Source organism: Embleya scabrispora (assembly GCF_002024165.1).
In the GTDB taxonomy this organism is placed as follows: Bacteria; Actinomycetota; Actinomycetes; order Streptomycetales; family Streptomycetaceae; genus Embleya; species Embleya scabrispora_A.
In genome coordinates this window covers 630,620-643,281 of record NZ_MWQN01000003.1, presented here as the reverse complement: position 1 = coordinate 643,281, position 12,662 = coordinate 630,620, and the positions used below count along the sequence as shown (strand labels likewise).

13 protein-coding genes are annotated in these 12,662 nt (G+C 72.0%); 6 read left to right on the top strand and 7 right to left on the bottom strand.

Features of this window, described 5'->3' with window-relative positions:
• Positions 1–374: 374 nt before the first annotated feature.
• From B4N89_RS38380 to B4N89_RS38350, 7 genes are all read right to left on the bottom strand, one after another.
• On the bottom strand, positions 375–545 hold the full coding sequence (locus B4N89_RS38380; RefSeq protein WP_078981166.1) for a hydrophobic protein: 171 nt from the start codon (positions 543–545) through the stop codon (positions 375–377).
• Positions 546–932: 387 nt separating this feature from the next.
• Entirely contained in the window at positions 933–2,408 is a 1,476-nt protein-coding gene (locus tag B4N89_RS38375) for an aminotransferase class I/II-fold pyridoxal phosphate-dependent enzyme (RefSeq protein ID WP_078981165.1), read from the bottom strand.
• 77 nt (positions 2,409–2,485) lie between these two features.
• A complete protein-coding gene (locus tag B4N89_RS38370; protein WP_143658232.1) occupies positions 2,486–2,893 on the bottom strand; it encodes an ATP-binding protein in 408 nt (135 codons plus the stop codon).
• Between the two features lie 253 nt (positions 2,894–3,146).
• Positions 3,147–4,832: an alpha/beta fold hydrolase gene (locus tag B4N89_RS38365; RefSeq protein ID WP_078981163.1), complete on the bottom strand. Its 1,686-nt coding sequence runs from the start codon at positions 4,830–4,832 to the stop codon at positions 3,147–3,149.
• A gap of 81 nt (positions 4,833–4,913) precedes the next feature.
• Positions 4,914–5,471 carry a TetR/AcrR family transcriptional regulator gene (locus B4N89_RS38360; RefSeq protein ID WP_078981162.1) on the bottom strand — a complete coding sequence of 186 codons (558 nt, stop codon included), beginning with the start codon at positions 5,469–5,471 and terminating at the stop codon, positions 4,914–4,916.
• Between the two features lie 31 nt (positions 5,472–5,502).
• Positions 5,503–5,988 carry an FAD-dependent oxidoreductase gene (locus B4N89_RS50935; RefSeq protein ID WP_078981161.1) on the bottom strand — a complete coding sequence of 162 codons (486 nt, stop codon included), beginning with the start codon at positions 5,986–5,988 and terminating at the stop codon, positions 5,503–5,505.
• Positions 5,989–6,084: 96 nt separating this feature from the next.
• Complete coding sequence (locus B4N89_RS38350; RefSeq protein WP_078981160.1) at positions 6,085–6,528, bottom strand: NUDIX hydrolase; 444 nt, start codon at positions 6,526–6,528, stop codon at positions 6,085–6,087.
• Positions 6,529–6,735: 207 nt separating this feature from the next.
• On the opposite strand from B4N89_RS38350, the gene B4N89_RS38345 reads away from it, so the two are divergent.
• The 6 genes from B4N89_RS38345 to blsF all read left to right on the top strand — a co-directional run bounded on the left by B4N89_RS38345 (position 6,736) and on the right by blsF (position 12,556).
• A complete protein-coding gene (locus B4N89_RS38345; protein WP_143658231.1) occupies positions 6,736–8,031 on the top strand; it encodes an alpha/beta hydrolase in 1,296 nt (431 codons plus the stop codon).
• 135 nt (positions 8,032–8,166) lie between these two features.
• Entirely contained in the window at positions 8,167–8,664 is a 498-nt protein-coding gene (locus tag B4N89_RS38340; protein WP_078981158.1) for an Asp23/Gls24 family envelope stress response protein, read from the top strand.
• Positions 8,665–8,874: 210 nt separating this feature from the next.
• Positions 8,875–9,123: an SCO4226 family nickel-binding protein gene (locus B4N89_RS38335; protein ID WP_078981157.1), complete on the top strand. Its 249-nt coding sequence runs from the start codon at positions 8,875–8,877 to the stop codon at positions 9,121–9,123.
• 179 nt (positions 9,124–9,302) lie between these two features.
• The gene (locus B4N89_RS38330) at positions 9,303–10,511 is read left to right on the top strand and encodes a hydroxymethylcytosylglucuronate/cytosylglucuronate synthase (RefSeq protein WP_078981156.1); all 1,209 of its coding nucleotides are present in this window, start codon (positions 9,303–9,305) and stop codon (positions 10,509–10,511) included.
• 78 nt (positions 10,512–10,589) lie between these two features.
• Complete coding sequence (gene blsE, locus B4N89_RS38325; RefSeq protein WP_078981155.1) at positions 10,590–11,579, top strand: cytosylglucuronate decarboxylase; 990 nt, start codon at positions 10,590–10,592, stop codon at positions 11,577–11,579.
• A complete protein-coding gene (gene blsF / locus B4N89_RS38320) occupies positions 11,567–12,556 on the top strand; it encodes a CGA synthase-related protein (RefSeq protein ID WP_078981154.1) in 990 nt (329 codons plus the stop codon). Before blsE ends, blsF begins: the two co-directional genes overlap by 13 nt.
• Positions 12,557–12,662 lie beyond the last annotated feature (106 nt).

Here is a 12,662-nt window from a genome sequence, read left to right as displayed (position 1 = left end):
CACGCCGGCGGCCGTCCCGAGGAACCTCGGCGGCGATGCCTACCGCGGCAAAGGGGGTCACGTCCGTCATGCCCACACGGCTACCCAGGCTTCGTGTCGGCACCGGGCGCGGGCGCGAGTTTCTTCGTGGCCGCGCCACGGCGGAGGCGGCGGACCCGAATCAATGGGAATTCGCGGCGGCGCTCGGGAATACGCGCCCGGCGGGACGACGCGTCACGACCGGACGACGCCCCACCCGAATTCCGCGGGGCGCGTGGGAATACCGGTGTGCGTGGGAGAACCGGGAAAGGCGGGTACGCCGGTGCGGATGTTCGGAATCCGAACGCACCGTCGCCCCGCCTCCCGGAGGCCGCGCCGTCGGGCGCGTATTTCGGTTACCAGCGATACCAGCGGCCTCGACCCCCGCCGGGGCCGGTCGAGCGGAAGAGGAAGCCCAGCAGCCAGATGACCAGGACGGCTACGGCGACCCACCACAGCACCTTGATCGCGAATCCGGCGCCGAAAAGGATCAGGGCCAGAAGCAGGACGACGAGAAGGGGAATCATGATTTTTACCTCCGCTCCGTGCGTGCCCCGGTCTACGGCGCACATTCCTGACGGCGGTCAAGTTTTACCGACAATTTCGGCGGCCCTCGGTGGATCCCGGTGATCGCCGCGGTTTTCCGCACGGCGGGTCGGCGCGAAGTTCGGGCGGCGGTGTGTTCCCCTGGAAATGTCCCTGTGTCATCGGGCCGCGGACAGCGTGATACGGCGACGCCCCGGATGGCGTCCCGTGTACTGGGCCTCGCTCCCGCCGGTTCCGTGCCGCCGGGCGTCGCCCGCCCGCTCCCCGCACGGGGTGTGGGCGGGCCATGACGTGGAGGGGATCACAGGGTGACCCCGTGCCGGGGCGTGCTCGACGTCCACCCGCCCAGGGCCTCGCCGCGCACCACGTCAGGCGGTTGTCCGGTCGGCCACGACGCGGATGGTGTCCAGTTGGGGGTCCACGGCGTCCGGGACGACCATGCCGGCGTGTACTCCCGAGGTCAGGTAGTCGACGACGGGGCGGTTGAGGCGCTCGCCCGGCAGAACGGCGGGGATGCCCGGCGGGTACGGGGTGAGCATTTCGGCGCAGACCCGACCGATCGCCTCGAAGGCGGGCACCTGCTCGGTCTCGGCGAAGAACGCGTCCCTGGGCAACTGCGCCTGTTCCAGGCGTAGTTCCTGCGGATCCGGGACGTGGATCGGGGCCCGTGCGGAGGCCGTCGTCGGAGGTGTCGCGGCCAGGGCGCGCAGGGCGTGGGTGAGTGTCGCGGTGGTGCGGTCGTCGTCGGCGTAGGTCAGCTGGGCGCTGATCCGGCGGTGGTCGCATACGTGGAGGTTGATCCGGTGGTGCTCGCGCAGCCAGTCGGCGGCCGCGTAGCCCGTCGGCCCCAGAGCGGAGATGTCGATGACGACCTGCAACGGATCGAGGTCGTGGGCGCGGTCGGGGCCGAGAAATTCGGCGCGGTCGACATGCAGGCCGTCGATGTCCTCGATGGTCGCCCGGACGTCGTCCGCCCGGCGCAGCGCCGCGTCCAGGAGTTCGTGACCCTTGGCGACCATGTGTGCCCGCCATCCGTCCAGCGCGGCGTGGATCAGGACATTGGGGCTGGTCGTGCCGAGCAGGTCCGCGCGGGCGCGCAGGACGTGCGGATCGACGAGGTCGCCCTGGTGGTGGAAGACCGAACTCTGTTCCAGGCCGCCGCCCATCTTGTGCACGCTGGTCACGCAGACGTCGGCGCCGGCGTCCATCGCCCACGTGGGCAGGTCGGGGTGGAAGGGGAGGTGCGCGCCCCACGCCTCGTCGACGATGAGCGGTCGTCCGCGCCGATGGCACACCTCGGCGATCCCGATCAGGTCGGCGCAGGTGCCGTAGGGCGTCGGGCTGGTCACCAGCGCGCCCCGCGCGTCGGGGTGGGCGGCGAAGGCGGCCTCGTACGCCTCGGCCCGGGGCGGATGCGCGAGGTGCAGTTCGGGGTCCCACGCGGGGTCCACCCAGATCGGGCGCACGCCGGAGAGGATCAGCCCGGACACCACGGACTTGTGCGCGTCGCGCGAGACCACCAGCTTCTCGTGTGGTCCCGCGACCGCGAGCATCGCGCTCTTGACCGAGAGGGAACTGCCGCAGGTGGAGAAGAAGGCGTGTTCGGCGTGGACCGCCTCGGCCATCAACTCCTGGGCTCGCTCCAGGACCCGACCCGTGGACATGCGGTCGTCCAGTCCGGAGGTCGCGAGCACGTCGGAGCCGAACACGGCTCGTCCCAGGACGGCCATCGTGTGGGCGTCGATGCCCCGGCCCTGCTTGTGGCCGGGTGGGGTGAACGGCGTGTAGGCCCGTTCGTGGTAGGCGGTCAGGGCGTCCAGGACGGGGGTTTCCGACTGATCCATGCTGCTGCGACTGCCCGGTCCGCCGCACCTGACACTCGGCGGATGGGCGCGCGACCCCGGTAGGCGGCTCGGGTGGATCAGCGGCGGATGTGCGCGCGGACGAGTTTGCCCGTGGTGTGTTGCTCGACCGTCCAGTTCGTGGTGAGCAGGTCGAGCAGGTGGAGGCCGTGGCCGCCGTCGCCGTCCGCGGGACGTCGGAGCACGAGGAGGCGGCCGTGGAAATCGGCCACTTCGACGTCGACGCCGTCCGAGGTGCGGGTCAGGCGCACGCGGGCCTCGCCGCCGGTGTGCCGCAGGGCATTGCCCACGAGTTCGGAGACGACCTGGACGACGTCGTCCGCGCGTTCGTCCGGCCAACCCCATGTGCCGAGTCTGTCGCGAACCTCGGCGCGGACCCGGGACAGGGTGCCGGGGGAATCCGGCAGGACCCGGATGCGGATCCGGATCGGGGCGTAAGAGGGCGTGCGGGGTGGAAGGGTGTTCATGTCGGGACTCCAGCCGATCCTGACGGACCTCGGTGCGGTGCCGGCGGCGACGATGTCGCGGCACGCCTGCCGACCTGCGTCCGACATCCTCGGATCCGACGGTTCCACCCACCTCTGCCCCACCGCCCCGACCCCACACCCGGCATCGGGCATCGGGCATCCCACCCGTCACACAACCAACGCACCGTGTCGACGGGTGGGTTGCCGCGCGGTACCCCAGCCGTTCGGGCGCCGTCCGCTCCCGCCTGGGCAGTCATGCTTCGGCGCGCGGAGTTGTCGCGATGGTGAGGTGGTGGGCGACCTCGGCCGGGGTGATGAGTTGCGGATAGTGGCCGGCGCCGGCGATCTCGGTCACGGGGCGGTCGACCGGGACGACGAGTGGGTCCGCCGAGCCGACGAGGATCCGGACCGGGACCCGGACGCGGGCCAACAGGGCCCGGGAGTGCTCGCGTTCGGCGACGGTGGTGCGCAGGGCGCGGACCACACGCCCCGCCGCGCCGGGGCGGCGCAGGTCGGCCGCCGCACCGGTCACCGCCGGGCTCTTCGGTACGCCGAGCGCTTCGGCCAGGCGGGCGGGGGACATCCGGCGCAGCATCGGGACGGCCGCGCCGGAGCGGGTGGTGCGGGCGGCGGGACGTTGCAGGAACGCCGGGGAGACGAGTACGAGTGCGCCGAGGCGCTCCGGATGCGCGGCGGCGAAGCGCAGCGCCGGGTCGCAGGCCGACGAGTGCGCGACCAGGACGGGGCGGGTCCGGACCGGGCGCAGCAGGTCGGTCAGCCAGGCGTCCACCGAGTGTGTGCCGGCGGAGCGGCCGAGGCCGGGCAGGTCGGCGGCCAGGAACGGCTCGGTGAGGTGGGCGGCGACGGGTGCCCACACGTCGGCGTTCAGCGGCAGGCCGTGCAGGAGGACGTGGGCGGGGTGGCGTCGTTCGCCGACCACCCATGTGGCGCTGCCGGCGACGGTGCGGAAGCCGTACGGGCTCGCCCAGGGCGTCGCGGTGCCGAAGCGGGTGGCCACCAGGTCGTCGGTCCACGCGCGCAGGGCATCGCCGACCGGGGGCATCGCCAGGCCGACGCGGGCCGCGAACGTGCGGGCGGAGGTGGTGGGGTAGCGGTCGGTGGACAGGAAGGACAACGTCTCGGGGTCGGCGCCGGTGAGCCGGCTCGGCAGTCGGCGCAGGAGGCGGACGGGGATGCTGCGCCGTGGGGCCGGTACGCCCGCGTGGTGGGCGATGGTGCGGACGAGTTCGGGCAACGGAGGCGTGGTGTCGTCGAGGATCCAGTGGTGTTCGCCCGCCGGCGATGCGGGGATCTCGGCGAGGAAACGAACGAGGTGGTCGAGGGCGACGACCGGTACGAACGTGTCGGGCCCGCCGGGCAGCGCGGGCAGTCGGCCGTCCCACAGGTCGCGGACGAGGGTCGCGAGGCCGATGAACTGGCCCGGTCCGATGACGACGCCGGGATTGGCGATGCTCAGCGGGATGCCCGACTCGCGGGCGCGGGCGCGTATCGCGAGATCGGCCTCCAGCTTCGACGCCTCGTACGCGCCCGATCCGGCGTAGTCGGGTATGCCGTCGGAGGCGCTGACCCGGTACCCGCTGACGTGGACCAGGCGGCGCAGCCCGGGTAGGGAGGCGGCCCATTCGAGCACGTTGAGCGCGCCGGCGACGTTGACGGCGCGCGCCTCGGCCTTGTCCAGGCCGAAGGCGTAGCGCCCGGCGGTGTTGTAGACGTCGGACACCTCGGGCAGCGCGGTGAGCGGACGGGTGATGTCGGCCCGCACGACGGTCAGGCTGCCGGTGTCGACGCCTCGGGAGGCGAGCCAGGGAGTGAGGGTGTCGTTCCGGACGGCGGCGGCCACATGTTGACCTCGGCGCAGCAACTCGGCGACGAGGGAACGGCCGATGAAGCCGGTCGCACCGAAGACGATGGCGTCCATGGGGCTCCTTGGAGAAAGGATCGGTAGACCGATCTACATATTTTGCGGACAGGCGTGGGCCCGGGTGGATCCGGCGCGCGTTCAGTTCAGGAGGGTCGTGATGCGGCGGGCGACGCGGTCGAGCGGGTCTCGGCTGCGGTGTGCCTTTGCCAGGAGGAGGGCACCCTCGACGAGGGCCAGGATCGTGACGGCGAGGTCGTCGGCGTCCGGGTGGCCGGCCAGTCGGGCGCGCAGGATCGCCTCCCAGGATGTGTAGACCTCCGAACAGGCTTGCTGGAGCGCGTCGTTGGTGGCGGCGGTCTCCAGTGCCACGGTGGCCACGGGGCATCCCTTGAGCCAGTCCGACGCTTCGAGGCGGTCGCCCAGCAGGCGCAGTACGGTCTCGACGAACTCGGCGGCGGGCGCGTCGGATTCGGCCAACCCTCCCATCGCGTCGCCGATCGACCGACCGGCTCGGCGGACGGACTCGCCGACCATCTGGTCCTTGCCGCCGGGGAAGTGGAAGTAGAGCGACCCGCGCGGTGCGCCACTGGCGGCGATCACCTGATTGAGGCCCGCACCGAAGTAGCCGCCGGCCTCGACCAGATCGCGGGTCGCGTCCAGCAGTCGGTCGCGTGTGTCGGCGCCTTTCCGTCCCATGAGTCGAGACTAGACCGATCTACATATTTATTCAACGGCCCGTGTACCGTTCGGTCCGCCGTCCGGCGCGGAGGACGCTCGGGTAATGGCGTGGCGCCCGGTCGCCCATGCGGGTGCGGACGCGCTCGGCGATGGCGTTGAGCAGAGGTTCGCGTACGTCGTGGTCGAGGCTGCGGTGCGGCGAGGTCGAGCCGGCCGGCGTCAGTCGGCGAGCAGCCGGAGTAGGTGGGCGCGGGTGAGGGGCCGGGGGGCGGGACGGGGCGGGGTGGGGCAGGGCCAGGCACGTGGCGGTTTCCAGGAGGGCGCGGAAGAGGTCGCCGTCGTGGAATGCGGCCCCGCCGAACGGGTCCGGTGTGGAGGGTGGTTCGGTGGTGCGGTCCGGGTTCATCGCGGTGGCGCGGGCGCGGTCGACGGATGGGTCGCCCTCGTACACGGTCACCTCGTGCCCGTCACGGGTCAGCAACAGGGCCGTGGTCAGACCCACCACGCCGGCGCCGCAGATGATGAGCGATGCCATCGGACCTCCCTCGTGTCGATCTGCCACGGTGGCATGCGGTTCGGGGCGAGGCGACCGAATCAGGGGACGCGGCGCGGCGACGGGTGGATGGCCGGTTCAGGCCGCGAGGGCGCCGGTGTGGCGGAGGAGCGGGAGGATGTGATCGGTGAGCGCGGGGGCGAGGCGCAGGTGGTCGTCCCGGCCGGACATCCAGCGCAGGTCGGCCAGTTCGGCGGCCGGCACGGGGTCGCGGTCCAGGCGGGTCGTGAAAACGGTGAGTCGCATGGGCACACCCTCCAGGGCGGCGACGGAGTCGAAGTCGGCGAGGAATCGCGGTGCCACGAGTCGCGCGCCCAGCTCCTCGTCCAGTTCGCGGCGCAGCGTCTGTATCGGGCTCTCGCCCGGGTCGGGCTTGCCACCGGGCAGGTAGAACAGGTCCGGCGCCGCCTTCTTGCTCACCACCATGAGACGCCGCGCCCGCACGATGGCCGCCGCGACGACGATCAGCGGCCCGTTCGGGTCGAGATCGAGTATGGAATCCGTCCGATCCTGGTGCGTCATGTACCGAATTCTGTCATCCGGGTCGGGCGGCGTGGGTGGCGAGGTCGTACCGCGGTCGGTGCAGGTCGGGTCCAGGGCTACCGCGCAGGTTTACCCGCGATGTCCACCGTGTGCGGGAGGACAGACGGTCCCGGGTCGGCCAGGGTTGCGCCAGGTCGGGCCCGCGTGGGGGCACATCGATACGGCGAGGAACCGTCGGGGGTGTTCGTGGACGGCACAGACGGCAAGGGCGGAACGAACGGCAAGGGCGGAACGGACGGAACGCACGCACCGGGGCGGGGCGGGAGCCGGGGCGAGCCCCGCGCACCGGGGCGCACCCGCCGTCGCGTGCGCCGCGCGGCGATGGTGTGCGCGGTCGCGGCGGCGTTGATCGCGGCCGTGGTGGGCGTGCCGACCCAGGCGCAGGCGTTTCCGCCGCCGCCCGCGCCGCCGCTGCCGGCGGCGAACTCGCACGGCATCACGCTCACCCAGTGGACGAACTCGAACCTGCTCGACGACCGCAAAATGTACGACGCCACGATGACCACCTCGGCGATCATGCAGGCGCGCGGCGGGACGCCTTCGATCGACCCCGTCACCGTGCCGGTCAAGGTGCGGATCTGGCTGCCGGACGACTACGCGACCGATCCCGCCAAGGCGTATCCGGTGTTGTACCTGCTGCACGGCGGGTTCGGCGACTACCGGCAGTGGTCCGAGTCGAACGCGGGCGACGTGCTGAACACGATCGACCGGCGGACGTTCAAGGGCATCGTGGTCATGCCCGAGGGCGGCAAGGCCGGTTGGTACACCGACTGGGCCGGACACACCCAGGGCAACTTCGCACCGATGTGGGAGACGTTCCACATGCGGCAGTTGGTGCCCTGGATCGACGCGAACTTCAACACGATCGACAACCGTTCGGGACGCGCGATCGCGGGTGTGTCGATGGGCGGCCTCGGCGCGTTGCGCTACGCCGCCGACCTGCGGGACCGGTTCTCGGCCGTGGGGGCCTTTTCGGGCGGAACCACGCTCGCCGACGACCGGGCGTTGAACCGGGTGGCCGACTCGATGCTCGGCTATGGCGCGGCGACCTCCTGGAACGGGCTGATCGACCCGAACTACCGGGTGTTCGGCACTCCGGTGGAGCGGACCGAGGCCGTCTACGGACCCCAGGCGAACTGGCCGGCGATCACCCCGGTGGGTATGGCCGCGGCGGGCAAGTACGCGGACTACGCGGGCGGTTCCGGCAAGTTCGCGATGTACTCCGGGGGTGCGAACGGTCAGGGGCTGCCCAGTGGGCAGGGGGAGTCGGACATCAAGACGTGGAACGACCAACTGCGCGCGGTCATCGGTACGTCGTTCACACCGCGCTACTGCACCGGCCCCGGCGAACACGCCTGGGACTACTGGCGCAACGACCTGCGCGACTTCATCCAGTACGTGTACGGCGCCACGCCGCCCGCGCACTGCACCGAGAACGGCCGTACGGGGAACACGGGCAGCGTGCCGTGGGTGGCCGGGTAGGCTCCGCCCGCCGGCAGGAATGAGTGTGCTCCGGCCGGGCAGACGGGCGGTCACGGAGTCTGTGAGCGGCGGGCACGAACCGAAGTCCGAACCGCAGCCGTAGCCCTGGCCGTAGCCGAAGAAGGGTCGCGTGTGATGCCTGAGTCGAAGAATGTGACGGACACGCCGGCGTTGGTGCCGGAGCTCGCCGGCGGCGCGCGACTCGCGCCGAGCGGGCCGGATCGCTCGCCGCAAACGGTGGAGCCGACGGCCGCCGGAACGCGTGGCCGCACCGCGATCGCCGACGGCGTGATCGCGAAGATCACCGGTGTGGCCGCCCGGGAGATCGAGGGTGTGCACGCCCTGGGCGGCTCGGTGGCGCGAGCCCTGGACGCGGTGCGGCAGCGGGTACCGGGCGGTCGGCCGAACGTGGCGCACGGGGTGAGCGTGGAGGTCGGCGAGCGGCAGTGTGCCCTCGACCTGAACCTCGTGGTGGAGTACGGCGTCCCGATCGCCGAACTGGGTCAGGCGGTACGCCGGAACGTCATCGCCACGGTCGAGCGCATGACCGGCCTGGAAGTCGTCGAGGTGAACGTGGCCGTGGACGACATCCACCTGCCCGACGACGAACCCACCTCCACCCGGGTCGCGTAGCCACCCCGAGGCCGTTCGCCGCACGCCCCCACCCGGCACACCCACTTCACGCCTTTCCTTTACACGCGCCCACCTCGCGATTCCCACCTGCCCCACACGTCGATTCACGTGTCCGAAGGCCCCGCCGGAGGGCACCGGTCCGGACATGGGTGGAGCATGGAAGAAACCGAGCACTCGGGGCCGTACCGAAAGGCGAGGAGGCGTGCGGCGATGGCGACTTTCATGGACGTCCACACCGGCATGACCGGCATCACCGACGAACAACTGGCAGCGGCCCACCAGGCCGACCTGGCGATCGAGGCAGAGGAGGGCGTGCACTTCAAGCAGGCATGGGCCGACCCGGAGTCCGGCACGGTGTACTGCCTGTCCGAAGCCCCCACGGCCGACGCGGTACAACGCGTCCACGAACGTGCAGGTCACCCGGCGGACGAAGTCCACCCGGTCCCGCTCTCGGTGTAGTGGTGCCTGTAGCGATGCCGATTCTCATATAAGCGCTCCGTATTCCCGGCTCATTGAATTCGGATAGAAATATCATTCGTGCATACGGGTGAATATCTACTAACCGGTTGCATGGCTCCGGGGCGGCGACCTAGATTTATGTCGCCAAGCCGCCGACCGGGAAGTCGAGACGGATTCAATTGCGCACTGATTCCAGCACACGAACCGTAATCGTCTCCGGAGCGGAATTCGGCTGGGGCAGCTCGGGGAAACTCGGCGCGATCCTGGCGGCCCTGGGCCAACGCTCGGCCGTGCCCCTGCGATTCGTCGGCGTGGCCTCCGGGCTCGGTCGGCCCGTGTTGTCCGAACACGCCATCGAGCGCTGGTACGACCTGCCGAACGACGCCGAGGACCTGCGCGAGGCCGTCGCCGCCGTCGCCGGCGCGGAGGCGGCGGTGGCCGCGGTCGTCGTCCTGGACGGTGCCGTCGCGAAGGCGACGGAGGCGGCCGGCGTCCCCACCGTCTTCGTGGACAGCCTGCCGTTCATGTGGGGCGAGGGGGACCGGGCGGCGCTGCCCCTGGACGCGACGGTCTACTGCGCGCAAAAGTGCGTCGAACTGCCCCCCGAATGCCGGGACGTGCTGGCATCCGTGCGAGCGCTGCGCTGGGTGGGCGCCGTCGTCGGCACCCCGGCCCGCTCCGGGCGCGCAGCCCCCGTCGCCGGTCCCCACCGCACCGCCCTGGTCAGCCTCGGCGGCCTGCGCGCACCCGCGCTCGCCGACTGGACGGCCTACCCGCGCATCGTCGTTCCCGCCGTCCTGGAAGCGCTCGCCGCCCACGGGGTACACGAGGTACACCTCGCCGGCAACCTGCCCGCCGACCTCGCCGGGCGCCTCGTCGACGCGTCGATCACCCCGCCACACGTGACCACGGGGGCGCTCGCACACGGCGAGTTCCTGGACCGGCTCGCCGGCTGCGACGTGCTGCTGACCTCCCCGGGCCTGACCACCCTCCTCGAGGCCGGCCGGCAGCACGTCCCCACCCTGTGCCTGCCGCCGCAGAACCTCAGCCAGATCTTCAACGGGCGTTTCCACAGCCGCGCGATCGGTACGCAGACCCGAATCGCCTGGCCCAAAGCGGTGTTCGCCGAGGAGGAGGCGCTGTCGCTGCGCACCCGCGGCGAGGACCACGCCCTGGAACGCATCTACGCCGGAATCGCCGCGGCGGCGGACACGGCGGGCCGGAGCACGGCCGTCGTGCTGCGCGACGACATCCTGACCGCGCTGCGCGCCGCCGCCGCCGAGACCCGCGACTGGGGCGCGCTGACCGCGACCGTCGGTGTCGACGGGGCCGCGGACGTGGCCGACGCCCTGCTCGCGCTGCTGCCGGGCGTACCCCGGGCCGCCTGACCGCCACACACCCTCGACCGTCGCACCACCGCCACACCCATGCCCGCCCCGCCTCCGACCGGCCCGAAGGGGTCCCCCGTGCGTGAGCGTCATCGTTATCTGTTCGTCCGGATTCTCGAAGCCTGCAACGCCGACTGTTTCATGTGCGACTTCGCCTTGTCGCGCGACACATTTCGTTTTTCCCGCGAGGACTTCGCCGACCTGCTGCCGAAAGCCCGCGCGGCCGGCGTGGCCTACGTGCGCTTCACCGGCGGCGAACCGCTCATGCATCCGGACGTGGTGGACCTGGTGCGCTCGGGCACGGCGGCCGGCATGAAGATGTCCCTGATCACCAACGGCTCGATGCTGCCCAGGATGGCCGAGCCGCTGGCCGAGGCGGGCCTGGCCCAGGTGATCGTCAGCCTCGACGGGGCGTCCGCGGCCACCCACGACGTCTACCGCCGTTCGCCCGGCATGTTCGACAGCGGGCTGCGCGGACTGCGCGCCGCCGCCGACCTCGGCGTCCTGCCCCGGGTCAACACCGTCGTCGGACCGCACAACTACTCCGAAATGCCGCAGCTCCAGCAGGTGTTGACGTCCGCCGGAGTGCGCCAGTGGGAACTGTCCGCGCTGAAACTGGACCGCAGCATCACCTACCCCGACCCCGACGACGTGCGCCGCGTCTGCGGCCGCGTCTACGACGCGGACCCGAACGTGCTGCTCGTGCCGATGGGCAAACGTTTCTACGGGGACGAACCGGCGGAACAGGAAGCCTACTTCACCGAATCCGTCACCCCCCGCGCGTCGCTGCCGCAGTGCCACGTCGCCGACGACGTCATCTACATCGACGGCAAGTACGGACGGATGTACGCGTGCAGTTGCATCCCGCACCGCGAAGGCGACGACGGGCCGGGCGGCGCGCCGCTGCGCGAGGCGGGTGTGATCGACCTGGACACACCGGCGTTCCGCGCGCATGCCGACTTCTACCGTGAACACGGGCCCCTGGTGTGCAACGGCTGTTCCACCACGGCGGCCGGCTACAGCGACGACGTCGCCCGGCTCGGGTCGGTGACGGCATGGCAGTACTGACTCCCCGGGAAGGGGCCGACGCCCGACGGACGGCCGCCGAGGATCCCGGACCGGGCTCCGCGCCACCACCCGCCGAGTCCGGGCGGCGGATCCTCCTGGTCTCCCGCGACGAGCACCTGGACTCGCTGCTCGCCCGGCGCCGGATCGCCGCCCACCTCGGCGACCTGCGGCCGGTCCTGGAGGCGCCCGACGAGCCGCCGCCGCACGTGGTGTTGGTCTGCGACGACGAGGGCGCCACGGAACGGCTGCGCGCGTCCGGCGTGCCGGTGGTACATCTGACCTCCGGCCACCGGCCTCCGAGCGACCCACCCGCGCGCCTCGACGGTGTGCTGCATCGGGTCCACCGACCCGGATGGTTGCCCGACCCCGCCCCCGACCCCGTCCCCGGGGCCACGGACGCCCGCCCCACCGGCCTGCTCGCGCCCGCCCGGACGGCGCGCAGGCGGAAACGCGAAGGAACCCTGCTGCTGTTGTCGGCGTGGAACGTGCCGGCCGCCGAGGCGGACACCTTCGCCGCCGAGACGGTGCCCGCGCTGGTCCGCGCGGCGCTGCGCCGGACCGGCCGGTGCGACGTGGTCTGCGATACCCGGCTCGAGCCGATCCGGGCCGCGCTGGCGGGCCTCGGCGACGACCGGCGGGTGCGGGTGCGTCGCGCGGTCGACGTGGACGTGGACACGCTGCACGCCGAGGCCGAAGTGTTCCTGGCCGCACCGACGTTGGGCGCCGTCGGCCTGGCCCGGGCCCGGCGGGCGCCGCTCGCGTTCGTGCCCGCCCTGGGCGCGGCCCAGCGCGATCTCGCCGCACAAGTGCGGCAGTTGGTCCCGATTCCGCTCGTCGACGATCCCGAGCACGACTCCGTATGGGAATCGTCCGACGACGCCGTGCCGTGGGATGTCCTCGATCCCGAACCGGACGATCTGCGCGGCGCCCAGCGCGTCGCCCGCACCCTGCGCCAACTCGCGCTCGCACCACTGTGAGCAGCCCGACCCCCGGCGAGGCGGTCCATCGGGCGCCGACCCGGCCGTACCGCCACCGCTGAGCGCCCGCGTCACCCCCCACCCGGCCGGGTCCCGCCCCGCGCGC